This window comes from Faunimonas pinastri, from assembly GCF_900110915.1.
Lineage (GTDB): Bacteria > Pseudomonadota > Alphaproteobacteria > Rhizobiales > Afifellaceae > Faunimonas > Faunimonas pinastri.
In genome coordinates this window covers 1-22,311 of the sequence record NZ_FOFG01000008.1, presented here as the reverse complement: position 1 = coordinate 22,311, position 22,311 = coordinate 1, and the positions used below count along the sequence as shown (strand labels likewise).

At 64.9% G+C, this 22,311-nt stretch carries 21 protein-coding genes; 8 read left to right on the top strand and 13 right to left on the bottom strand.

Annotated elements, in window-relative coordinates; genetic code table 11:
* Positions 1-151: 151 nt before the first annotated feature.
* From bamA to lpxB, 6 genes are read left to right on the top strand one after another with little or no spacing between them, the layout of a single operon-like run.
* Complete coding sequence (bamA, locus tag BMY25_RS11510; protein WP_238858293.1) at positions 152-2,425, top strand: outer membrane protein assembly factor BamA; 2,274 nt, start codon at positions 152-154, stop codon at positions 2,423-2,425.
* A 56-nt stretch (positions 2,426-2,481) separates the two neighbouring features.
* Positions 2,482-3,573 carry a UDP-3-O-(3-hydroxymyristoyl)glucosamine N-acyltransferase gene (gene lpxD, locus BMY25_RS11505; RefSeq protein WP_092496799.1) on the top strand — a complete coding sequence of 364 codons (1,092 nt, stop codon included), beginning with the start codon at positions 2,482-2,484 and terminating at the stop codon, positions 3,571-3,573.
* Entirely contained in the window at positions 3,563-4,036 is a 474-nt protein-coding gene (fabZ, locus tag BMY25_RS11500; protein ID WP_092496798.1) for a 3-hydroxyacyl-ACP dehydratase FabZ, read from the top strand. The genes lpxD and fabZ overlap by 11 nt, the downstream gene beginning before the upstream one ends.
* Positions 4,029-4,832: an acyl-ACP--UDP-N-acetylglucosamine O-acyltransferase gene (gene lpxA / locus BMY25_RS11495; RefSeq protein WP_092496797.1), complete on the top strand. Its 804-nt coding sequence runs from the start codon at positions 4,029-4,031 to the stop codon at positions 4,830-4,832. Before fabZ ends, lpxA begins: the two co-directional genes overlap by 8 nt.
* Positions 4,819-5,685, top strand: coding sequence for an LpxI family protein (locus BMY25_RS11490; protein WP_143061949.1), 867 nt, complete (start codon positions 4,819-4,821; stop codon positions 5,683-5,685). The genes lpxA and BMY25_RS11490 overlap by 14 nt, the downstream gene beginning before the upstream one ends.
* 11 nt (positions 5,686-5,696) lie before the next feature.
* Positions 5,697-6,860: a lipid-A-disaccharide synthase gene (gene lpxB, locus BMY25_RS11485; RefSeq protein ID WP_428976964.1), complete on the top strand. Its 1,164-nt coding sequence runs from the start codon at positions 5,697-5,699 to the stop codon at positions 6,858-6,860.
* A 48-nt stretch (positions 6,861-6,908) separates the two neighbouring features.
* Here lpxB and gltA read toward each other — a convergent pair whose 3' ends face one another.
* Both gltA and gltX read right to left on the bottom strand, forming a co-directional pair.
* Complete coding sequence (gene gltA / locus BMY25_RS11480; RefSeq protein WP_092496795.1) at positions 6,909-8,198, bottom strand: citrate synthase; 1,290 nt, start codon at positions 8,196-8,198, stop codon at positions 6,909-6,911.
* A gap of 154 nt (positions 8,199-8,352) precedes the next feature.
* On the bottom strand, positions 8,353-9,771 hold the full coding sequence (gltX, locus tag BMY25_RS11475; protein ID WP_092496794.1) for a glutamate--tRNA ligase: 1,419 nt from the start codon (positions 9,769-9,771) through the stop codon (positions 8,353-8,355).
* An 88-nt stretch (positions 9,772-9,859) separates the two neighbouring features.
* Between gltX and BMY25_RS11470 the strand changes: the two genes are divergently transcribed.
* Positions 9,860-12,163, top strand: a complete 2,304-nt coding sequence (locus BMY25_RS11470) for a ComEC/Rec2 family competence protein (RefSeq protein WP_092496793.1) — start codon at positions 9,860-9,862, stop codon at positions 12,161-12,163.
* On the opposite strand, the gene lexA is transcribed toward BMY25_RS11470, so the two are convergent.
* The 4 genes from lexA to BMY25_RS11450 form a co-directional block, all read right to left on the bottom strand.
* Positions 12,149-12,868: a transcriptional repressor LexA gene (gene lexA / locus BMY25_RS11465; RefSeq protein ID WP_092496792.1), complete on the bottom strand. Its 720-nt coding sequence runs from the start codon at positions 12,866-12,868 to the stop codon at positions 12,149-12,151. The genes BMY25_RS11470 and lexA overlap by 15 nt on opposite strands.
* Before the next feature lie 110 nt (positions 12,869-12,978).
* Positions 12,979-13,827 carry an SDR family NAD(P)-dependent oxidoreductase gene (locus BMY25_RS11460; RefSeq protein WP_092496791.1) on the bottom strand — a complete coding sequence of 283 codons (849 nt, stop codon included), beginning with the start codon at positions 13,825-13,827 and terminating at the stop codon, positions 12,979-12,981.
* 105 nt (positions 13,828-13,932) lie between these two features.
* A complete protein-coding gene (gene glgX, locus BMY25_RS11455; protein ID WP_092496790.1) occupies positions 13,933-16,173 on the bottom strand; it encodes a glycogen debranching protein GlgX in 2,241 nt (746 codons plus the stop codon).
* A gap of 93 nt (positions 16,174-16,266) precedes the next feature.
* Entirely contained in the window at positions 16,267-16,761 is a 495-nt protein-coding gene (locus tag BMY25_RS11450; protein WP_092496789.1) for a GFA family protein, read from the bottom strand.
* Positions 16,762-16,883: 122 nt separating this feature from the next.
* On the opposite strand from BMY25_RS11450, the gene BMY25_RS11445 reads away from it, so the two are divergent.
* Complete coding sequence (locus tag BMY25_RS11445; RefSeq protein WP_143061948.1) at positions 16,884-17,084, top strand: hypothetical protein; 201 nt, start codon at positions 16,884-16,886, stop codon at positions 17,082-17,084.
* A gap of 91 nt (positions 17,085-17,175) precedes the next feature.
* Here the strand turns inward: BMY25_RS11445 and BMY25_RS11440 are convergent, their stop codons facing one another.
* From BMY25_RS11440 to BMY25_RS11410, 7 genes are all read right to left on the bottom strand, one after another.
* Positions 17,176-18,369, bottom strand: coding sequence for a molybdopterin molybdotransferase MoeA (locus tag BMY25_RS11440; RefSeq protein WP_092496787.1), 1,194 nt, complete (start codon positions 18,367-18,369; stop codon positions 17,176-17,178).
* A gap of 2 nt (positions 18,370-18,371) precedes the next feature.
* Positions 18,372-18,848, bottom strand: coding sequence for a cyclic pyranopterin monophosphate synthase MoaC (moaC, locus tag BMY25_RS11435; RefSeq protein ID WP_143061947.1), 477 nt, complete (start codon positions 18,846-18,848; stop codon positions 18,372-18,374).
* A gap of 2 nt (positions 18,849-18,850) precedes the next feature.
* Positions 18,851-19,675 (bottom strand): indole-3-glycerol phosphate synthase TrpC, encoded by an 825-nt coding sequence (gene trpC, locus BMY25_RS11430; protein WP_092496786.1) that lies wholly within the window; start codon positions 19,673-19,675, stop codon positions 18,851-18,853.
* 3 nt (positions 19,676-19,678) lie between these two features.
* On the bottom strand, positions 19,679-20,704 hold the full coding sequence (gene trpD, locus BMY25_RS11425) for an anthranilate phosphoribosyltransferase (RefSeq protein WP_092496981.1): 1,026 nt from the start codon (positions 20,702-20,704) through the stop codon (positions 19,679-19,681).
* A gap of 23 nt (positions 20,705-20,727) precedes the next feature.
* Positions 20,728-21,333 (bottom strand): anthranilate synthase component II, encoded by a 606-nt coding sequence (locus BMY25_RS11420; RefSeq protein WP_092496785.1) that lies wholly within the window; start codon positions 21,331-21,333, stop codon positions 20,728-20,730.
* A gap of 102 nt (positions 21,334-21,435) precedes the next feature.
* Positions 21,436-21,846, bottom strand: a complete 411-nt coding sequence (locus tag BMY25_RS11415; protein WP_255365503.1) for a low affinity iron permease family protein — start codon at positions 21,844-21,846, stop codon at positions 21,436-21,438.
* Between the two features lie 107 nt (positions 21,847-21,953).
* A partial coding sequence (locus tag BMY25_RS11410) for a transposase (RefSeq protein WP_177176831.1) occupies positions 21,954-22,311 on the bottom strand: 358 nt, incomplete at its 5' end.

Here is a 22,311-nt window from a genome sequence, read left to right as displayed (position 1 = left end):
TTCACAAAGACTGCCATAGGGGAGTCTGATGCGAGTCAGACCAAGGTCCTTAGGCATCCTCGTGGTAACAGCGACCGGGCAAGCACGGCTTATGAAAACAGCGTATCTCAGGGCGACTTTCAGTGCCCTCACGGTTGCGGCAGTCGCGTTCTTGGCGGCCCCCGTCTTTCCGGTCCTCGGGACAGCGTCGACGGCGCAGGCCGCGACCGTCAGCCGAATCGTCGTCAACGGCAATCGTCGTGTCGATGCTGAAACGGTGAGGGCCTACCTTCAGATCCAGCCCGGCAAAAATTTTGGTCCCTCGGACGTCGATCAGTCCCTGAAGACCCTCTTCGATACCGGTCTGTTCTCCGACGTGAAGATCAACCAGAGCGGGGGCGCTCTGGTCGTGTCCGTCGTCGAGAACCCGACGATCAACCAGATCGCGTTCGAGGGTAACAAGAAGTACAAGGACGAGCAGCTCAACACCGTCATCGAGTCCAAGCCGCACGCGGTCTTCACTCAGGCAAAGGTGCAGGGCGACGTCCAGAAGATCCTGGAGCTCTATCGCCGCGCCGGTCGCTTCGAGGGTTCGGTCGATCCCAAGATCATCAACCTCTCCGAGAACCGCGTGAATCTGGTCTTCGAGATCAACGAAGGTCCGAAGACCGGCGTCTCGAGCATCAATTTCATCGGCAACAAGATCTACGGCAATGCCAAGCTGCGCTCGGTCATCTCGACCCGCCAGAGCGGTATCCTGAGCTTCATTCGTTCCAGTGACGTCTACGACCCGGATCGCCTAAATCAGGACTCCGACAAGCTGCGGCAGTTCTACACCAGCCATGGCTATGCCGACTTCCAGGTTGTCTCGTCCGTCGCCGATCTCGATCGCGAGCGGAACGCCTTCTTCATCACCTTCACGGTGGATGAGGGGCAGCGTTACCGGTTCGGCAATATCGGCGTGGAATCCACGATCCCCGACGTCCAGACGGCGTCGCTGCAGCGTGCGATCATCCCGCACCAGGGTGATGTCTACTCCAGCAAGGACGTGCAGGACTCGCTTGAGGCGATCACGCTGAAGCTTGCCGAGTCCGGCTACGCCTTCGCCCAGGTTCGTCCGCAGATCGATCGCAACCCCGAGACGAAGACCATCGGTGTCACCTTCATCGTGGACGAGGGTGCGCGCGCCTATGTCCAGCGGATCGACATCCACGGCAACACGCGTACACGTGACTACGTGATCCGCCGTGAGTTCAACATTTCCGAAGGCGATGCTTACAACCGCATCCTGATCGATCGTGCCGAGCGCAAGCTCAAGAATCTCGGCTACTTCAAGTCGGTCAAGGTCACCTCGCACCCCGGCGACACCGCCGATCGTGTGATCGTGGACGTCGCGGTCGAAGAGCAGCCTACCGGTGAGCTCTCCTTCGGTGCCGGTTACTCGACCAGCGATGGCATCATCGGTGACGTGTCGGTGTCGGAGAAGAACTTCCTCGGTCGCGGCTACCTCGTGAAGGCCGGCATCGGCGGCGGGTCTTCCACCCGTACCTACGAGTTCGGCTTCACCGACCCCTACTTCCTGGGCCGTCACATCTCGGCCGGCTTCGATGTGTTCCGTCGCGAGTACGACAGCAACGACTACCGCTCCTACGACTACAAGGAGACGGGCGGCAACCTGACGTTCGGTCTGCCGGTCACCGACAACTTCACCGTGCAGCTCGGCTACCAGATCGAGAAGCAGGAAATCAGCGTCGACGACAGCGACTGCTCCGATGGCAACGTGTCTCTCGCCATCTGTCAGGCTCGCGGCGATGCTTGGATCTCCTCGGTGAACTACTCGCTGATCTACAACACGATCGACGACATTCGCGATCCGCATAAGGGCGTCTACGCAAAGTTCACGCAGGAGTTCGCTGGCGTCGGTGGCGACGTGCAGTTCCTGCGCTCGACCGGTCAGGCGACCTACTACCGGCAGCTGCTTGAGGACGCCGATGCCGTCGGCTTTATCAAGGTGCAGGGTGGTAACATCACCGGTCTTGGCGACGATGTCCGACTGCTCGACTCCTTCTTCAAGGGCGGCGAGACGATCCGCGGCTTCGAGTCTTCGGGTATCGGTCCGCGCGACCACAACACCGACGACGCGCTCGGCTCGAAGAACTTCGTTGCCGGAACCGCTGAGGTCGATTTCCCGATCCCCGGCCTGCCGCGTGATCTCGGGTTCAAGGCCGGCCTCTTCGTTGATGCCGGTACTGCCTGGGGCACCGACGCCGACGTGGCCTCGGGTGACAAGATCGATGACGAGAACACGATCCGCTCGTCGGTGGGTGGCTCGATCATCTGGGCCTCGCCGCTGGGGCCGCTTCGCGCAGACTTTGCCTACGCGACCACCAAGGCCGACTCCGACAAGACCCAGGTCTTCCGGATCGGCGGCGGAACCCAGTTCTAGGACTAAGTACCCGGGGCGCCTCTGGCGCTCCGGCTGCGTTTTGCCGGAAGAGTTCGATGCGTGATACCCGCTTCTTTCCGGCTCCCGAACCGATGCGCCTCGACCAGCTTTCCCGGCTGATCGGGGCGCCTCTCGTCAGAGGGGAGCCTTCTCTTGAGGTCACGGGGGCAGCGCCGCTTGAAGCGGCCGGTCCCGGCGATGTGACCTTTCTCGATAATCCCAAATATGTCCGGCATCTTGCGACGACCTCCGCGGTCGCCTGCATCTGCTCGCCGCGCCACACGGCCCGCGTGCCGGAAGGTGTGGCTGTTTTGGAGACGCGCGAACCTTATCGCGCCTATGCCTGCTACCTCGCGGCCGCCTTTCCCAAGGCGCTCAGGCCACAGGGCGCCTTCGGCGGAAATGCCGTCGGTCTGGGCGAACGCCATGACGGAACAGTCCATCCCGGCGCCAAGCTTGAGGACGGCGTCATCGTCGAGTTCGGTGCGGTCGTGGGGCCGGGTGTCGAAATCGGTCGCGGTACGATCATCTCCGCCGGAGCGGTGATCTGCGAAGGCGTGGCGATCGGCCGAGACTGCTCGGTTGGGCCGAACGCCACCATTCAGAACGCGCTGCTTGGCAACCGTGTCATCGTTCATCCCGGCGTGTGTATCGGTCAGGACGGATTCGGCTTTGCCATGAGCCCGCGGGGGCACATGAAGGTCGCACAGGTCGGGCGCGTCATCGTCCAGGACGATGTGGAGATCGGTGCCAACACGACGATCGACCGGGGTGCGAACCGCGACACGGTGATCGGCGAGGGTACCAAGATCGATAACCAAGTTCAGATCGGGCACAACGTCCAGATTGGCCGCCACTGCGTGATCGTCTCCCAGGTGGGCATCTCCGGTTCCTCGACGCTGGAGGACTTCGTCGCCATCGGCGGGCAGACCGGGGTCAACGGTCACGTCACCATCGGCATGGGCGCGCAGATCGCCGCTGTCAGCGTCGTCCATGGCGACGTGCCGCCAGGCGCGCGCTGGGGCGGCGTGCCGGCGCGACCGATCGGGGAATGGCTGCGCGAGATCGCGGCAAGACAGAAACAGGGGGCTACCGCGGCAGCAGACAGGAAGAAGCCGGCGGCAGGAGCAGAAACAGATGGACAGTGAAGTGAAGACCCTGGAGACGGCTGACATCTTCAAGCTGATGTCGGCGATCCCGCACCGTTACCCGTTCCTGATGGTGGACCGGATCCGGGATATCCAGGGGGACGAGTCCTGCATCGGCATCAAGAATGTCACGATCAACGAGCCGCACTTCCAGGGGCACTTCCCCGGTCATCCAGTGATGCCCGGCGTCCTGCTGATCGAGGGCATCGCCCAGACCGCGGCGGCGCTCTGCGCGTTCAATCAGGGGCTGGATGGACGTCCGCGGCTGGTCTATTTCATGACCATCGACAACGCCAAGTTCCGAAAGCCGGTGGTTCCCGGCGACGTGGTGGAATACCACGTCAAGAAGCTTCGCCGCCGCTCCAACATCTGGCGTTTCGGCGCAGAGGCGATCGTTGACGGAACCAAGGTCGCGCAGGCCGAGATCAGCGCGATGATGCTGGAAGAGACGTCAAGTGAATGAGATCCACTCCACCGCAATCGTAGCCTCGGGCGCTCGGATCGGGGAGGGAGTGAAGATCGGACCGTTCTGCGTCGTGGGCGAGAACGTTTCGCTCGGGGACGGCTGCGAACTCAAGAGCCATGTCGTTGTCGAGGGACGCACGAGCGTCGGCGATCGGACGCGTATCTTTCCCTTCGCTTCGCTCGGCCACCAGCCGCAGGATCTGAAATATCGCGGCGAGGAATCCACGCTCAGCATCGGTTCCGACTGCCTGATCCGTGAAGGCGTGACGATGAACCCCGGTACGACCGGCGGGCGCATGACGACCACGATCGGCAATCGTTGCGTGTTCCTGACGAACTCGCATGTGGGTCATGACTGCGCGGTCGGTGATGGTGTCATCCTCTCCAACAACGTCATGCTGGCGGGCCACGTGTCCCTCGGTGAAGCGGTGATTGTGGGTGGCGGTGCTGCGATCATCCAGTTCACCCGTGTCGGCGATCACGCCTTTGTCGGCGGCATGGCGGGCGTCGAGAACGACGTCATCCCGTTCGGTTCCGTGCTTGGCAACCGGGCCTATCTCGGCGGCCTCAACCTGGTGGGCCTCAAGCGGCGCGGTTTCTCGCGGGACGCGATCCATGCGCTTCGCCATGCCTACCGCGAGCTCTTCCACTTGGGCGAGGGCACGCTGAAGGATCGCGTGGAGAAGGTCGCTGCTGAATACGCGGATCAACCGGACGTGCAGCTGATCGTGGCCTTTCTTCGCGAGGGTGGCGAGCGCGCGGTCTGCACGCCGCGAGATCGTGCCGAAGCCTGACGCCGCGTCCGGCATGGCGGCCGACGCAACGATCGCGATCATCGCCGGCAGCGGTGCCTTGCCGCCGCTGGTCGCGGCAGCTGCCGTCCGTTCCGGCCGAGCACCGGTGGTGATGGCGATTGCGGGGGAAGCGGATCCCCTGAGCTTTGCCGGCCTCCCCGTGCACATTATCCGCTGGGGCGAGATCGGCAAGCTCTTCCAGACGCTGGCCGGTGCAGGGTGCCGGCAGGCGATCTTTATCGGTGCCATCGGCCGGCGGCCCGACTACCGGACCATTCGGCCCGACTTTGGCGCCGTGATGCTGATCCCGCGCATCATCCGCATGATGCGGAGCGGCGACGACGGCATGCTCCGGGGCGTGGCCCAGATCTTTGCGGAAAAAGGCGTCGAGCTGGTGAGTGCGCTCGATGTCGCGCCCGAGCTCAGTCTTGGCGCCGGCTGCGTCACCCGGGTGGAGCCGTCCCCCGACGCGCTTGAGGATGTTCGCAAGGCGGCCGATGCCGCGCGTGCCATCGGCGGGCTGGATATCGGGCAGGCGGCGGTTGCCATGGGCGGCCGGGTCGTCGCGCTGGAGGGTGCGGAAGGCACGGACGGGCTGATGGCGCGGCTGGACGATCTCCGGAAGTCGGGACGGATTCCCTCCGAAGGCGGTGTGCTCGTGAAGTGCGTGAAGCCCCGGCAGGATCCCCGCATCGACCTGCCGACCATCGGCCCGGAAACGGCCCGTCGCGCAAAGCGGGCTGGGCTTGCCGGTGTCGCGGCTGATGCAGGGCGCACGTTGATGGCCGGGCGCACGGAAACACTGGCCGCCTTCGAGGCTGAAGGCCTCTTTCTCTACGGCCTTTCGGAATGAATGGAACGATCATGAATCGCCCGCTGAAGATCGCGCTGGTCGTCGGCGAGGAATCGGGCGATCAACTCGCCGCCCCGTTGATGGAAGCGATCCGGGTGAAGCACCCGGATGCCGAGTTCTACGGCGTGGCCGGTGACCGAATGCTCGCGCGCGGAGCCAGGACGGTGTTTCCCGTCTCCGATGTTGCCGTCATCGGCATCGGCGCGGTGGTGAAGCATCTCCCCCGCATCTTTCGCCGGGTCCGCGAGGCCGTGACGGCGATCGTCGCGTGGGGGCCGGACATCCTCGTCATCATCGACAGCCCCGGCTTTACCCATTCGGTGGGCGAGCGGGTCGCGAAGCGGCTGCCGGGCCTCCCGATCGTTGACTATGTCTCGCCGTCCGTCTGGGCGTGGAAGCCATGGCGGGCCGCGCGGATGGCCCGCTTCATCGACCATGTGCTGGCGCTGCTTCCCTTCGAGCCGGAGGTGCATCGACGCCTCGGCGGTCCCGCATGCACCTATGTCGGTCATCCCCTGATCGAGCGCCTGAACGAACTGCGAGCCGCTCCGGGCGAGCGTCGACCTCTGGATGAGGGACCGGTGTTACTGGTATTGCCGGGTAGCCGCCGCAGCGAGATCGAGCGGCTGATGAAGCCGTTCGGAGAAGCGCTTGCGCTGATCAGGCGGGAGATCTCCGGCGTCAGGGTGGTGCTGCCGGCTGTGGCGCGGTTGGAAGCGGAGATCCGGGCGCGCGCGGCGGAATGGTCGGTGCAGCCGGAGATCGTTGTCGGTGAGGCGGCGAAGTTCGCGGCGTTCCGTCAGGCCCATGCGGCGCTCGCCGCGTCCGGCACGGTGACGCTTGAACTCGGTCTTGCCGGCGTTCCGATGGTGGTCGCCTACCGGGTCGACCCGATCGCGCGCATGCTGAAGCGCTTCCTCAAGGTTCAGTCCATCGTGCTCGCCAACCTCGTGGTGGGCGAGAACATCGCGCCGGAATTCCTGGACGAGGCGGGGTCGCCAGCCGTTCTGGCGAAGGAGACGGCGGCACTCCTGCGAAACACGCCCGCTCGTCGACGGCAGCTCGACGGCTGGCGGCGTCTCGATGAACTCATGACGTTTCCGCCCGGCGAGCATCCCAGCGAAAAGGCGGCGAGCATTGTCCTCGAAACCCTGGCAGCCAAGCGGCGCACATAAAAAAGCCGGCCCGATGGGCCGGCTTTTCTGTTTGCGGGAAGCTGCCGATCAGCGCGAAGCGATAGGCGAGTACTCGCGCTTGGTCTTGCCGTCGTAGAGCTGGCGCGGACGGCCGATCTTCTGCTTCGGATCCTCGATCATCTCCTCCCACTGGGCGATCCACCCGACGGTGCGCGCAAGCGCGAACAGCACGGTGAACATCGTGGTGGGGAAGCCGAGGGCCTTCAGCGTGATGCCGGAATAGAAGTCGACATTCGGGTAGAGCTTCTTCTCGATGAAGTACTCGTCGTGAAGCGCGATGCGCTCGAGTTCCATGGCGACGTCGAGAAGCGGATCGTCCTTCGCGCCGACCTCGGCAAGAACCTCGTGGCAAGTCTGCTGCATCAGCTTGGCGCGCGGATCGTAGTTCTTGTACACGCGGTGGCCGAAGCCCATCAGGCGGAAGGGATCGTTCTTGTCCTTGGCGCGGCCGATGAACTCCGGGATGCGGTCGACGCTGCCGATTTCCTGCAGCATGTTGAGTGCCGCCTCGTTCGCGCCGCCATGGGCCGGACCCCAGAGGCAGGCAATGCCGGCCGCGATGCAGGCGAAGGGATTGGCGCCGGAGGAGCCCGCCAGGCGGACGGTCGAGGTGGATGCGTTCTGCTCGTGGTCGGCATGGAGGATGAAGATCCGATCCATGGCGCGCGCGAGAACGGGGTTCACCTTGTATTCCTCGCAAGGCACCGCGAAGCACATGTGAAGGAAGTTGGCGGCGTAGTCGAGATCGTTGCGCGGGTAAACGAAAGGCTGGCCGATCGAGTACTTGTAGGCCATGGCAGCCAGCGTCGGCATCTTCGCGATCATGCGGATCTGCGCGACCTGCCGATGGTGCAGGTCATGGATGTCGGTGGAGTCATGGTAGAAGGCGGAGAGGGCGCCGACCACAGCCACCATGATGGCCATCGGGTGCGCGTCGCGGCGGAAACCGGTGAAGAAACGCGACATCTGCTCGTGGACCATCGTGTGACGCGTGACGCGTTCCACGAAATCGGCCTTCTGCATGCCGCTCGGCAGGTCGCCCTTCAGGAGAAGGTAGCAGGTTTCCAGGAAGTCGCCCTGTTCGGCGAGTTCGTCGATCGGGTAACCCCGGTAGAGGAGCACGCCTGCGTCGCCATCGATATAGGTGATGTCCGACTCGCACGAGGCCGTGGACGTGAAGCCCGGATCGTACGTAAAATGGCCGGATTTGGCGTAGAGGGTGCTGATGTCGATAACGGAGGGGCCGACCGAGCCTTCTTTGATATCGAAGTCCCAGCTCTTCTCGCCGATAGACAGCGTGGCTTTAGATTCGCCCATGCGATACCTCTTTTGGATCGACACGGAGCAGAACGCGGATATTCGGTTCTTCGTTGCTCAGGAAGAGCAGTCCGTGCGGTTTGAGAGTGCACGGACTGCCTAGACCCTTTTCTGTTGCGCTGCAAGGCAACCGAAAGGTGTTTGCAAGGGTCCCTTACAGTGCCTGATCGCGAATGCGTGCGAGGCTCTCCTGGCGCCCCAGTACGAGCAGCACATCGAAGATTCCGGGCGACATCGTGCTGCCCGTGAGAGCGGCCCGAAGGGGCTGCGCCGCCTTGCCGAGCTTGATGCCTTCCCGTTCCGCGAAGGCGCGAACGGCGGCTTCCAGGGCCGGGATTTCCCATTCCGCCGCTTCCAGATCGCTCGCCAGACCGCGCAAACGCCCGCGGGAATCGCCGTCGAGCAGGTCGGCAGCCTTGGGCTCCAGCGCGAGCGGTCGCTCCGCCCAGAGGAACGCGGCGGAGTGGATAAGCTCCACCAGCGTCTTGGCGCGTTCCTTCAGACCGGGCATCAGCGCCAGCAGTTTCGACCGCGCCGCATCATCGAGCCTGGCCGCGATTTCCGGGCCGCCCTCGATCTCCGGCAGGATCGCCTCGATCGCCTTCACAAGCTCGGCATCGCCGCTGTTGCGGATATAGTGGCCGTTGACGTTCTGCAGCTTCACGAAATCAAAGCGGGCAGGGCCCTTGCCGACAGCATCGAGCTCGAACCATTCGGCCGCCTGCTCGCTGGTGAAGATCTCGTCGTCGCCATGGCCCCAGCCGAGGCGGGAGAGATAGTTGCGCAGCGCTTCCGGCAGGTAGCCCATGGCGCGGTATGCTTCCACCCCCAGCGCGCCGTGACGCTTGGAAAGCTTGGCGCCGTCGGGCCCGTGGATCAGCGGGATGTGCGACCATTCCGGCGTCTGCCAGCCCATCGCGTCATAGATAATGCCTTGCCGCGCGGCATTGGTGAGGTGGTCGTCGCCGCGGATCACGTGGGTCACGCCCATGTCGTGGTCGTCGACGACGACCGCGTGCATGTAGGTGGGCGTCCCATCGGAGCGCAGGATGATGAAGTCGTCGAGATCCTTGTTGGGGAAGGCGACGCGGCCCTGCACGTGATCCTGGACCACGGTTTCCCCTTCCTGCGGAGCCTTGATGCGGATCACCGGATCGACACCGGCCGGTGCCTCCGAAGGATCGCGATCGCGCCAGCGGCCGTCATAGCGTGGCGGACGACCCTCGGCGCGGGCCGTCTCGCGCATGGCGGTCAGCTCTTCCGGCGTCGCGTAGCAATAATAGGCCTTGCCGGCGGCCACGAGTTCGCGCGCGACTTCGGCATGACGCTCGCGGCGCTCGAACTGCGAGATCGGCTCGCCTTCCCACGTCAGCCCGAGCCAGGTCAGCCCCTCGATAATGGCGTGGATCGCGGCATCGGTGGAGCGCTCGCGATCCGTATCCTCGATGCGCAGCAGCATCTTGCCGCCGTGCCCCTTGGCATAAAGCCAGTTGAAGAGGGCGGTGCGGGCGCCGCCGATATGCAGGAAGCCGGTGGGGGATGGCGCGAAGCGCGTGACGATGGTGTCGGCCATGGATCTTTGAATTGTCTGGCTGGGAAGATTGCGGCTTGTGTAGCATAGACCAAGAGGGGCGCAAGCGCGCGGCCGGAACCGGGCAATCTTGGATCTGCAGGGCACGAAACGAAGGATCGAGACGGCCGCCAGGCGCTGGCTGCCGCGCTTCGCCGCGCCCCTGCGACGGCAACGCCTCGCGTGGCGGCTGGAGGATCTCGCGGGCAACGTCGCCGGCCTCTTCGAGCGCGAGCTTGAGGGGCGGGCCGGTTTTCTCTGGCTCGCCGTCATCTTCGGGCTGGGTGATATCGGCTATTTCGCGCTGCCGCGCGAGCCGATGCTGCCGGCTCTCATCCTGGCATCCGCCGTCTTCGCGGTCTCCGCCTTCCTCGCGTTCCAGCGCGGAACCCGGCACCGCTTGCTGACGGTGATCGCAGTGCTTCTTGCCGGCGCGACCGTGGGAAAGCTGCGGGTGGAGCGACTGGAAGCCCCGCAGATTGAGCGCGTGATCACTGCCGATATTTCCGGGCGCGTGGTGGAGGCCGACCACAAAGACGGACGGCGACCGCGCGTGGTGCTGGACCGGCTGGTGATCCAGGGTCTGCCGACCGCGCGCACGCCCGGAGCCGTCCGGCTGACACTGTCGCCGAAAGCCGAGTTGCCGGATGCCGGAGATCGCGTCGCATTGAAGGCGCGGCTGATGCCGCTTGCCGGCCCCTCCATTCCCGGCGCCTACGATCCCCGCGCCAGCGCTTTCTTCAGTGGGATCGGCGGCAGCGGGTTCGCCTTCGGCAAGATGCGGGTGTTGCCGGACGCAGGCGGCGGCTCGCCCGGTATCTGGATCGAACGCCTGCGCGGCTGGCTGCTCGAACGGTTGAACGAAAGCTTGCCGGCGGATACGCGGGGCATGGCCGGCGCCTTGCTGGTCGGGGAGCGCGACGGAATTACGGCGAAGGTCACGCAGGACCTTCAGGCGGCGGGTCTCAGCCACGTACTTTCAATTTCCGGCGTTCACATGATGGTCGTGGCCGGGGCCGCCTTCTTTGCCGTGCGCGCGCTGCTGGCGCTCTGGCCGGGGCTGGCGCTGAACCGGCCGATCCGCAGCTGGTCCGCAATTGCCGCGCTGGCTGTCATCACGATCTATCTCGCGCTTTCCGGGGCCGCCGTCTCCACGGTGCGGGCCTATGTGATGGCGGCCGTCGTGTTTCTGGCCGTGCTTGTCGACCGTCCCGCACTTTCCATGCGCAACATCGCCCTTTCCGTCTTCATCGTGCTGGCGATCCAGCCGGAAAGCATCCTGGGGCCGAGTTTCCAGATGTCCTATGTTGCGGTCGCCGGCCTGATCGCGGCATGGGCCGCATGGAGCCGACGGGAGCGGACCGAAATCGCGGCGGACGGATCCGTTCTGCCGGGGCTTGCGGCATTCAGAAAGGTGAAGCGCGAGGTCTTCGCCATCGGCATGACGACGCTCGTCGCCAGCGCCGCGACGGCGCCGATCGCCGCCTACCACTTTCAGGAGTTCTCGCCTTATTCTCTGCTCGGCAACCTGCTGGCAATGCCGGTCGTGGACTTCGTGGTCATGCCGGCGGGGCTTGTTGCCCTGCTGGTTATCCCGTTCGGACTGGAGCAGGTACCGCTCTGGTTCATGGGACATGGCATTCGGATCACGCAGGATCTGGCCGCCTGGGTCGGCACCCTCCGGGGCGCGACGATGCTCACTCCTTCGATCCCCACATTGAGCCTCGCCATCGTCATGGCCGGATTTCTCTGGCTGGTCCTGTGGCAGTCCCGCTGGCGCCTGCTGGGCTTGCCGCTGATCGCACTCGGCTTCGTGCTGATGCCATTGTTGCAGCGCCCGCCGGATCTCGTCGTCACACCGAACGGCAGAACCGTCGCCGTCAGGCTGGACAGCGGAGCGCTCGGTGTCGCGGGCAGCCGGCCGGGGTCATTCGCCATCGAGCAGATCCTCGGCAAGGAAGGCCCGGCTCGCCCGCCGTCCGATCATCTTCGCGACGGCTGGTCCTGCGACAGAGAGGCGTGCGTCGCCATCGCCCGGACTGGCGTGACCGTCTCGCAGGTGCTCGATCCTGCCGCATTCGCGGAGGAGTGCGGCCGCGCCGACATCATCGTGACGCCGCTTGAGGCTCCGCCCCTTTGCGCGGCGCGGCTCATCATCGACGGTCCAAAGCTGAAACGGACTGAAGCGCAGACCGTCCGCTTCAAGAAAGGGGAGGAGGGACAAGCCTCTTGGCCGCAGCCCGCAGCCTGCATCCGCGACCCTGGGAGGGGCTTGTTCCATCAGAGCCGAAGCGCCAGGTTCGCAACGCCGTCGGGCAGCGGACAAGCGATGAGCGCGAGACCGATACCGCCGACGCCACGGACGCCAGGGAGGCACCGCTCAGTAGCGGCGTAACAATCCCGTAAGCCGGCCCTGGATTCGAACACGATCCGGCCCGAAGATCCGCGTCTCGTAAGCCGGGTTCGCGGCTTCGAGCGCGATGGAGGCGCCCTTGCGGCGAAGTCGCTTCAGCGTCGCTTCCTCGTCGTCGATGAGGGCAACGATGATGTCGCCGGTATTCGCGGTATCCTGTTTGTGGATCACCACCGTATCGCCGTCCAGGATGCCGGCCTCGATCATGGAATCGCCGCGCACTTCCAGCGCGAAATGTTCGCCACCGGCCAGCATGTCGGGCGGAACCGCGATGGTGTGACTGTGCGTCTGGATCGCGGAAATCGGCACGCCCGCAGCGATGCGGCCCATCACGGGGATCTCGAAGATCTCGCCGGGAAGGGCTGGATCGAGACGCGGAGGAGGGGCGGGTTCCGGCGACTTGCCGAGGCGTCCTTCGATCACGCTCGGCCTGAAGCCCTGCTGCCGGATCTCGGCGGGGCTGGGTGCCATCGCCTCCGGCAGCCGGATCACGTCCAGCGCGCGGGCCCGGTTCGGGAGGCGCCGGATGAAACCGCGTTCTTCCAGCGCCGTGATCAGCCGGTGGATGCCCGACTTCGATCGAAGGTCCAGAGCGTCCTTCATCTCGTCGAACGAGGGAGGGATGCCGGTTTCCTTCAGGCGTTCGTTGATGAACAAAAGAAGTTCGAGCTGCTTGCGCGTGAGCATGAGATCCTCGGCCGGACGGGTCGTGATCCGTGTACAAATCACGAACGAACGCTACATGTTCACCTCGTGTTCTGCAACCCCAGTCATACGCCTGATTGGCTAAGAGATCGCTAATCCTTCATGTAGCTCGCGAATTCGTCCTTGTAGTCGGGATGCCAGCGCGACAGGGCAGGCCGATTACGGATCACGTCGTCCATCGTCCAGCGCATGCGCTTCTCGTCCGTGGCCCGCGTCACGTCGTTGTCGGGGCAGAGAATGTAGAAGTCGCCCTTGCCGAGCGCCGGCAGCATGAAGTCCACGACCTGCTCCGACGTCCAGGCGGCAACCGGCTTCTCGGTGACGCGCTTGCGGGTGAAGCCGGTGAAGGTGAAGCCGGGAATCAGGAGATGCGCGGTCACCTGGCAGCCCTCGATGCCACGGAGGTCGTGGGCGAGCGCTTCGGTCGTCACCTTGATGCCGGCCTTGCTGACGTTATAGGCCGTATCGCCCGGCGGGGTGGTTATGCCCTGCTTGGAGCCGGTGTTGATGATGGCGCCCGGCGTTTTCGCGGCGATCATGTCGGGGGCGAAGACCTGGATGCCGTTGATGACGCCCCAGAGGTTCACGCCCAGCGTCTTCTGCCAGGCATCCGCGCCGCCGAGGAGCTTGCCGCCACCCTCGCGCCCGGCATTGTTCATCAGGACATGCACGGCGCCGAAAGCCTGGTAGACGCGGCTCTTCAGCGCCTCGATGTCCTCGCGCCGACTGACATCCGTGAGCACCGCGAGAACATCCTGCGGTACGGCAGCCACATTGGCGACCTGCGCGCGGGCGGTTTCCAGCGCTGCCTCGTCGATATCGGCAAGCGCGACCTTCATGCCGAAGCTGGCGAAGCGTTCCGCCGCGGCAAGGCCGATGCCGCTGGCGCCTCCCGTGATCACGGCGACATGGCCGGGGGCGAGGGCGGGATGGTCAGTCATGATGATTCCTCGGGACAGGAGAGGGATGCTTTTCTAGATGCGCTTCTGCGCGAAAAAGCAAAGGGCGCCTCGCGGGCGCCCTTTGTCGGATCGATGCGGCTCGGCTCAGAGCTTATCGGTCGGGATCGGATCTTCCGCCACGTCCAGCAGGGCGCCGATACCGGCACGAAGCGGACGGTTCTTCTTCGTCGATCGCGAGAGGACGAAGAGGAGGAGCGAACGACCGGTCACCTCGTAGGTCTCGCCGAAGGCATGCGGCTCGTCTTCGATGCGGTCCGGCACGTTGGTGTCGATCAGGCAGCGCCAGTTCTCGCCTTCCGGCACCTCGGGCAGCGTGAACTCCACCACGTCATGGTAGGAGTTCATGATCAGCAGCAGAGTGGCGTCATCGCCCCGCTTCTTGATGCCGGTCGGTTGCGCGCGGCCGTCGAGGACGAGGCCGAAGCAGCGGGCGTTGTTGTCGTTCCACTGCTCGATCGTCATCTCCTCGCCGTTGGGCGAGAGCCACGTCACGTCCTTGACGTCTAGTTCCTCGTTGTACTCGCCGATCAGGAAACGGCCTCGATGCAGGATCGGGTAGGCGCGCCGGATCGAGATCAGCTTGCGCACGAAATCGACCATCTGCCGGCCATCTTCCGAGATGGACTTCCAGTCGATCCAGTTGAGCTCGTTGTCCTGGGCGTAGGAGTTGTTGTTGCCGTTCTGCGTGCGGCCGAACTCGTCGCCCGCCAGGATCATCGGCGTTCCCTGCGACAGGAGCAGCGTCGCCAGCATGTTGCGCTTCTGGCGCTCGCGGGTCTCGATGATCTCCGGATCGTCGGTCGGGCCTTCCACTCCGTAATTATAGGAATGGTTGTCGCTGTGGCCGTCGCGATTGTCCTCGCCATTCGCCTCGTTGTGCTTCTCGTTGTACGAAACGAGATCGTGCAGCGTGAAGCCGTCATGGGCGGTGATGAAGTTGACGCTCGCCCAGGGCTTGCGACCACGGCGGTTGAACAGGTCGCCGGAACCGGTGAGCCGCGCGGCGAGATCCGGCAGCTTGCCTTCGTCGCCTTTCCAGAAGGCGCGGACGGTATCGCGGTACTTGTCGTTCCACTCCGCCCAGCCCGGCGGGAAATGGCCGACCTGGTAGCCGCCGGGGCCGATATCCCAAGGCTCGGCGATGAGCTTGACCTGCGAGAGGACGGGATCCTGCCGGCAGCTGTCGAGGAAGCCGCCGCCCTCGTCGAAGCCATAGGGTTCGCGGGCGAGAATCGTCGCCAGATCGAAGCGGAAACCATCGACGCGCATCTCGGTCGCCCAGTAGCGCAGGCTGTCGGCGACCATCTGCAACACGCGGGGATGGCTGAGGTTCAGCGTGTTCCCGGTGCCGGTGTCGTTGATGTAATAGCGCTTCTGGTCCGGCAGCAGGCGGTAGTAGCTCGCATTGTCGATGCCCTTCATGGAGAGCATCGGCCCCATCTCGTTGCCTTCGGCGGTGTGGTTGTAGACCACGTCGAGGATGACCTCGATGCCGGCGGCATGGAACTGGTTCACCGTCTCCTTGAACTCGTTGACGAAGGGCGAGTGCAGGTAGCGCGGCTGGGGCGCGAAGAACGCGATGGTGTTGTAGCCCCAGTAGTTCCGCAGGTCCTTCTGGAGCAGGTAGTCGTCATCGACGTAAGCGTGGATTGGCAGGAGCTCGGCGGAGGAGATGCCGAGCTGCTTCAGGTACTCGATGACCTGCGGATCGGCGAGGCCGGCGAAGGTGCCGCGGATTTCTTCCGGCACATGATGGTGCATCTTGGTGAAGCCGCGCACATGCATTTCGTAGCCGATGGTGCGGTCCCACGGCACTGAGGGCTTGCGGTCGGTGCCCCAGGTGAAGGCGGGATCGATGACCCGGCACTTCTGCACAAAGGCGGCGCTGTCGCGATCATCGAAATCGAGGTCCTTGTCCGGCGAGCCGACCTTGTAGGGGAAGAGCTCCGGCGCCCACTTCAGTTCGCCGACGAGCTGCTTGGCATACGGATCGATGAGAAGCTTGTTGGGATTGAAGCGATGGCCGACATCCGGCTCGTAGGGGCCGTGCACGCGATAGCCATAGACGGTGCCGGGACGGGCGTCCGGGAGATAGCCGTGCCAGACTTCGTCGGTATATTCCGGCAGCTCGACGCGCTCCAGCTCGGTTTCTCCGTCATTATCGAAAATGCAGAGTTCAACCTTGGTGGCGTTGGCCGAGAAAAGGGCGAAATTGACACCCAGCCCATCCCATGTCGCACCGAGCGGATAGGGGCGGCCTTCCCGGATGCGGGACTTGTTGATCATTGTAGCGGATCGCTCCATCGTGGTGGAACTGACGTCCATAGGTATCCCCTTCGGCTGAGCCGGACAAACGGCGGGACATGATCTAAGTTCCGGCCGGGCGGGCGTCGTTGCGTTAATCTTTCGGGGACAGGATCAGTCGATCCAGAGACCCCGGGTCCTGTGCCAATCCTCGATCGACTGATCCGGATATTCCTCGAAACACTGGTCTTCCGGGCCCACGTCGGGCTCGACCCAGCTGGCTTTGTATTTCAGCATCAGATGGACCCGGGAAGGCGGCGTCGGCAGGTCGGTATCCAGTGAAGAAGCGTGGGGGTGGATGAGGTCCGGCCATTGCGGGTCGTAGAGCCAGAGCGCGGACCCGCATCGGGTGCAGTAGTTCCGCTCGCCGGTGCTGGTTTCGCAGTGACCGCCGTCGCGCTCGATCTCTGTCCGGTAGACACCCAGCGCTTCCCGGCCGCTTACGTCCAGCGTCTTCGCATTGCCCATGATGTTGATGGCGAAACCGCCGCCACCCGCCGTCTTCCGGCAGATCGAGCAGTAGCAGAGCTGGTAGGGATAGGGCGAATGGCTCTGCAGCTGGTAGGAAACGGCGCCGCAGCGGCAGGAGCCTTTCAGCAGATCAGTCATGGCGTACCCCGGTGAATGAATTCAGCAATCATTGGGAGAAAATTAGGATTTGCTATTCGCCGAATGATTCGGTCCAATAGAGGTATCCTCAATTCCCGTCGTGCACGGTGGAGGAATTCAGCATGACCGATATCGTTCAGGACAGCGTCAAGATTGCTGTCGAAAAAGCCCGTAATTCCGGATCTGTCCTTCGTACCGGTATTGAGGCCAAAAAAATCGCCGCGCTCCCCGGGGCGGAGCTCGCTCCCAAGGAGATCGTGGTTGCGCTGGTTCGCGCGGCCGCGGCTTCCGGCGTCGCCATTCAGTTCACGCCACTGGAATAGACGTTCGGTTTCCGCCGGCTGAAGACGACCACAGACCGTCCGCGAGAACGGTTGGCGAAGCCGTCCGACCGAAAGGCGACGGCCCGGAAGTTCAGTCCAGCGGCATCAGTGGAACGAGGGTGCCTTCTTCCGCAGCCTCGGCGAGCGGTGGGCGCACGATCAGCGCATCGGCAGCGGCCAGCAGGCCAAGCATGGAAGAGTCCTGCCGGCTGAATGGAAAGACCACGCGCTCTCCGTTCTTGAACTCGGTGCGCGCGCGCACGTAATCCTGCCGGCCGTCATTCGCGGGCATCGCGGTCCCAAGCCGGGCGGTGACCGGCGGCGTGGCGCTGGTATCGCCCAGCATGGCGCGGATCAGCGGCTTCAGGAACAGGGTTGCGACCACCATCGCGGAGACTGGATTTCCGGGCAGGCCCAGGACCTGCTGCTCGCCAAGGCGGCCGACGATCAGCGGCTTGCCCGGCCGCATGGCGATCTTCCAGAAGTCGAGCGTCATGCCCATGCGGGCGAGCGTACCCTGCGCGAGATCGTGGTCGCCGACCGACGCGCCGCCGATCAGCACAAGGATATCGGCCCCGGCGCCCCGGCGGATCGCCGCCTCGATGGCATCCATATCATCCGGCGCGATGCCGAGATCCAGGGGCTCGCCGCCGGCTTCGCCGACAAAGGCCGTGAGGCCGGGCCCGTTGGAGGAGACGATCTGGTCCGGCCCGGGCTCGGCGCCGGCCGGCACGAGTTCGTCTCCGGTGGAAAGCAGCGCCACGACGGGCCGCCGACGCACGGGCAGCGCCGCATGGTTCATCGCGGCGGCCAGCGCAATAGCCCGCGGATCGAGCCGCCGACCGGCCTTGAGGAGGATATCGCCGGCCGCGAAATCCAGACCCTCGGCGCGGATGTGCCGGCCTGCCTGAGCGGCTTCCTGCACGACGACGATGTCGCCGCGCCGCTCCGTGTTCTCCTGGATCAGGACCGTGTCGGCGCCCGCAGGAACAGGAGCGCCGGTGAAGATGCGGACGGCTTCGCCGACGCCGACGCTGCCCTCGAACCGCTCGCCCGCGCGGGATTCGCCGACCACGCGAAGTTCCGCCCCGGCAGCCGCGTCGGCCGCGCGAAGGGCATAGCCATCCATGGCGGAGGCGGCGAAGGGTGGCTGCGTGCGGGTGGCGGCAATGTCGTCCGCGAGAACGCGGCCGGCAGCCTGCGCCAGCGGCAGCATCTCGGTCTCGGTCGGTGCCACGCCGGAAAGAAGGCGTTCCAGCGCATCGGCGACGGGAAGCAGGGCCATGTCTACTCCGCCCGGTACGTGCCGGAGCGGCCGCCGGTCTTTTCTTCCACGCGAATCCCGGTGATCCGCATCGCCCGGTCCACCGCCTTCGCCATGTCGTAGATGGTGAGACAGGCCACGGAGACCGCGGTCAGCGCCTCCATTTCCACGCCGGTCTTGCCGTCGAGCTTGGCGAGCGCCGTGACGCGCAGGCCCGGCAAGGATGCGTCCGGTTCGATATCCACCGACACCTTCGTCAGCGCCAGGGGATGGCAGAGCGGGATCAGTTCATGCGTGCGCTTGGCGGCCATGATGCCGGCAATCCGGGCCGTGGCGATCACGTCGCCCTTCTTGGCATTGCCGGAAAGAATGAGATCCAGCGTCGCCTGCTCCATGACGACACTGCCCGAGGCGATGGCCGTGCGCGTCGTGACGTTCTTCTCCGCGACGTCGACCATGTTGGCCGCGCCGGAAGCGTCGAGATGGGTGAGTTCGCTCAAGGTCACTCCACGGTGGAAGTGGAAACCGCGGCGGCCGACGGGGCGAGCAGATCGCGCGTCGCTGATGCGACATCCTGCTGCCGCATCAGGCTTTCGCCGATCAGGAAGCTCTTGATGCCGACGCGGTTCAGCCGCTCGATATTGGCGGGGGTGAAGATCCCGCTTTCGCCGACCACGAGACGGTCGTCGTCGACTTGCAGGGCCAGCCGCTCGGAGGTCGCGAGGTCCGTCTCGAAGGTGCGCAGATTCCGGTTGTTGATGCCGATCAGCGGCGAGGAGAGACGCAGCGCCCGATCCAGTTCCTCTTCGTCATGCACCTCCAGAAGCGCGCCGATGCCGAGTTCGAAGGCGGCATCCTCGATGGCCTTCGCCTCGTCGTCGCTGAGCGCCGCCAGGATGATCAGGATCGCGTCGGCGCCCCAGGCGCGCGCCTCGTAGACCTGATAGGGCTCGAACATGAAGTCCTTGCGCAGCACCGGCAACGAGCAGGCCTCACGCGCGGCGACCAGAAACTCCGGCGCACCCTGAAACGAGGGCTTGTCCGTGAGCACGGACAGGCAGGCCGCGCCGCCTTCCTCGTAGGCCGCCGCCAGGGCCGGCGGATCGAAATCCGGCCGGATCAGGCCCTTGGACGGGCTCGCTTTCTTGATCTCGGCGATCAGTCCCGCACCGATGCGCTCGACAGCCAGTTCAAGCGCGCCCTGAAAATCGCGCGGCGCATCCTGTTCGGCGATCCGCACCTTCAGCTCCGGCAGCGGAGCCGCACTTTTCGCGGCGGCGATTTCCTCGCGCTTGTAGGCTTCGATCTTCTTCAGGATATCGGCCATGAATCACCCGTTGGAGACGGCGACGAGCCGCTCATAGGCCGCCTTGGCGCGGCCGGTATCGATACTCTCGCGCGCCTTCGCCACACCCTCGGCAAGAAGCTCCACGCGGCCGGCGACCATCAGGGCGGCGCCGGCGTTCATCGTGACAACGTCCCGGTAGGCGCCGGGTTCACCATCGAGGACGGCGCGGAGCGCGCGGGCATTATGCTCGGCGTCGCCGCCGACGAGTTCCCGCGGCTGGGCCACGGCGATGCCGACGTCGGTGGGGTGGATCTCGAAGGTACGGATCGCGCCGTCCTTCAGTTCAGCCACGTAACTGGTGCCGGTCGTGCTGATCTCGTCGATCCCGCCCGTCTCGCCGAAGGCGCCGTGCACCACCCAGGCGCTTTCCGCGCCCACCGCCTGCAGGACCTTCGCCAGCGGCTCGATCCACTCGCGGGAAAACACGCCGAACATGTAGCGCTTGACGTTGGCGGGGTTGCAGAGCGGTCCGAGCAGATTGAAGATCGTGCGCGTTCCCAGTTCCACCCGGCTGGGGCCGACGTGGCGCATGGCGGCATGGTGGTTCGGCGCGAACATGAAGCCGATGCCGGCCTCATTGATGCAGCGGGAGATGGTTTCCGGCGGTATGTCCACCTTGACGCCGAGCGCGGTCAGCACGTCCGCCGCGCCGGAGCGGGAGGAGAGGGCGCGGTTGCCGTGCTTGGCCACCGGCACGCCCGCGCCGGCCAGCACGAAGGCCGAGCAGGTGGAAATGTTGTAGGTGCCCGAAGCGTCGCCGCCGGTGCCGACGATATCCACCGCGCCCTCGGGCGCGACCACGGGCGTCATGCGGCTGCGCATGGAGGACACCGCGCCGGCGATTTCGTCCACCGTCTCGCCCCTGACGCGGAGTGCCATGAGGAATCCGCCGATCTGGCTGGGCGTCGCGTCGCCCGACATCATGATGTCGAACGCACGGCGCGATTCGTCCCGGCTGAGAGTCCGCCCCGAGCCGAGCTTGGCGATCAGCGCTTTCAGGTCGGGCAGGGGCGCGGGCACTGGCACGGGTATCATGCCGCCGTCTCGCGTCCGGTCGTCTCGTTGAAGGTGCGGGCAAGCTCCAGGAAATTGCGGAGGATGCGGTGCCCATGCTCGGAGGCGATGCTCTCCGGATGGAACTGGACGCCGTGCACCGGGTGGGCGCGATGGCTGACGCCCATCACCACGCCGTCCTCCGAATGAGCCGTGGCGAGGAGATCGCCCGGCATCGTCTCCGGCCGGATCGTCAGCGAATGATAGCGCGTGGCGTTGAAGGGGCCGTTGATGCCGTGGAAGACGCCCCGGCCTTCATGCACGATCTTGGAGACCTTGCCATGCATCAGGCTGGGGGCGCGGATCACGTCGCCGCCATAGGCCTGCCCGATCGCCTGGTGGCCGAGGCAGACGCCGAAGATCGGCACCGTGCCGGCGGATTTCTCGATCACGTCGAGGCAGATGCCGGCCTCGTTGGGGGTGCAGGGGCCGGGCGACAGCAGAATGGCTTCCGGCTTCAGCGCGAGCGCTTCCTCCGTGGTGATCTTGTCGTTTCGCACCACCTTCGGCTTTGCGCCGAGTTCCCCCAGATAGTGAACGAGGTTCCAGGTGAAACTGTCGTAATTGTCGATGACCAGCAGCATGGCGGGACCCTGTCTGTTCCCCTTGGATTAGGACCGGGACATGCCGGGGTCAAGGAAAGGTCGGGGTCGGGATGCGGTCCGGTCCTTAGAGCCGGTGAGGGCTCACCCGGCGGCGGCGGCGGCCCGGCGCGCGCGGTCGTTGGCCCGCTCCTCCGCTCCGTCGGCCGCTTCCTCGATCTTGGCGCGGGAGACGCAGCGGTCGCGGATCTGGTCCAGTTCTTCCTGCGTCAGGTGCTCGATGCCGATGAAGGCATTCTGCGCGGCGCTGGCCCGGATCAGCTCGTCCAGCTTGGCCTGGATCGCCGCTCCGTCGCGGTTCTGGGAATTCTGGATCAGGAACACCATCAGGAAGGTGACGATGGTCGTTCCCGTATTGATGATCAGCTGCCAGGTGTCGGAATAATGAAAGAGCGGGCCACTGACGGCCCAGAGCACCACGACGACGCAACAGATCATGAAAGCGCTCGGTCGTCCCATGGCGCGGGCGACGAGGCTGGCAAATTCACTAAACACTTCCGGTTCCACCCAAGGCCGTTTCGGCGTCTAAACACCGATCTAGCACAAGCGTTCAAGATGCCAGTGCGGCACTTGCGCTCGTCCGGCCCGACTGGGCGACGCGCCTAGGTCGTAGACTCATAAGCTCTCAGCCATAGGCGTGTTGAGGCGATCAGGACGGCTGCGAGAAAGTTTCGGGCGAGCTTGTCGAAGCGCGTTGCGACACGGCGGAAGTGTTTGAGCTTGCAGAAGAACCGCTCCACGAGGTTGCGCCGGCGGTAGAGGGCTGGCTCAACGGAGCGCTGCACACGGACCCGGCTCTGGGTGGGGATATGCGCCTGTCCGCCTGTTTTGGCGACAAGATCGAGGATGGCGCGGCTGTCATAAGCGCGGTCCGCAACGAGTGCTCCGGCTGCGGGCAGGCCGACCAGCAGGTCCGGAACGGCGGTTTTGTCCGAAGCCTGGCCGGCGGTGATCAGCAGC

Bases quoted from the DNA above. Each gene is read 5' to 3' on its own strand.
- BMY25_RS11445 (WP_143061948.1), top strand. From the start codon at position 16,884: ATGACCGATATCGTTCAGGACAGCGTCAAGATTGCTGTCGAAAAAGCC.
- trpC (WP_092496786.1), bottom strand. From the start codon at position 19,675: ATGGCCGATATCCTGAAGAAGATCGAAGCCTACAAGCGCGAGGAAATC.
- lpxB (WP_428976964.1), top strand. From the start codon at position 5,697: ATGAATCGCCCGCTGAAGATCGCGCTGGTCGTCGGCGAGGAATCGGGC.
- gltA (WP_092496795.1), bottom strand. From the start codon at position 8,198: ATGGGCGAATCTAAAGCCACGCTGTCTATCGGCGAGAAGAGCTGGGAC.
- BMY25_RS11460 (WP_092496791.1), bottom strand. From the start codon at position 13,827: ATGACTGACCATCCCGCCCTCGCCCCCGGCCATGTCGCCGTGATCACG.
- BMY25_RS11450 (WP_092496789.1), bottom strand. From the start codon at position 16,761: ATGACTGATCTGCTGAAAGGCTCCTGCCGCTGCGGCGCCGTTTCCTAC.
- fabZ (WP_092496798.1), top strand. From the start codon at position 3,563: ATGGACAGTGAAGTGAAGACCCTGGAGACGGCTGACATCTTCAAGCTG.
- glgX (WP_092496790.1), bottom strand. From the start codon at position 16,173: ATGGACGTCAGTTCCACCACGATGGAGCGATCCGCTACAATGATCAAC.
- lpxD (WP_092496799.1), top strand. From the start codon at position 2,482: ATGCGTGATACCCGCTTCTTTCCGGCTCCCGAACCGATGCGCCTCGAC.
- BMY25_RS11440 (WP_092496787.1), bottom strand. From the start codon at position 18,369: ATGGCCCTGCTTCCCGTCGCCGATGCGCTGGAACGCCTTCTTTCCGGC.
- gltX (WP_092496794.1), bottom strand. From the start codon at position 9,771: ATGGCCGACACCATCGTCACGCGCTTCGCGCCATCCCCCACCGGCTTC.
- BMY25_RS11420 (WP_092496785.1), bottom strand. From the start codon at position 21,333: ATGCTGCTGGTCATCGACAATTACGACAGTTTCACCTGGAACCTCGTT.
- lexA (WP_092496792.1), bottom strand. From the start codon at position 12,868: ATGCTCACGCGCAAGCAGCTCGAACTTCTTTTGTTCATCAACGAACGC.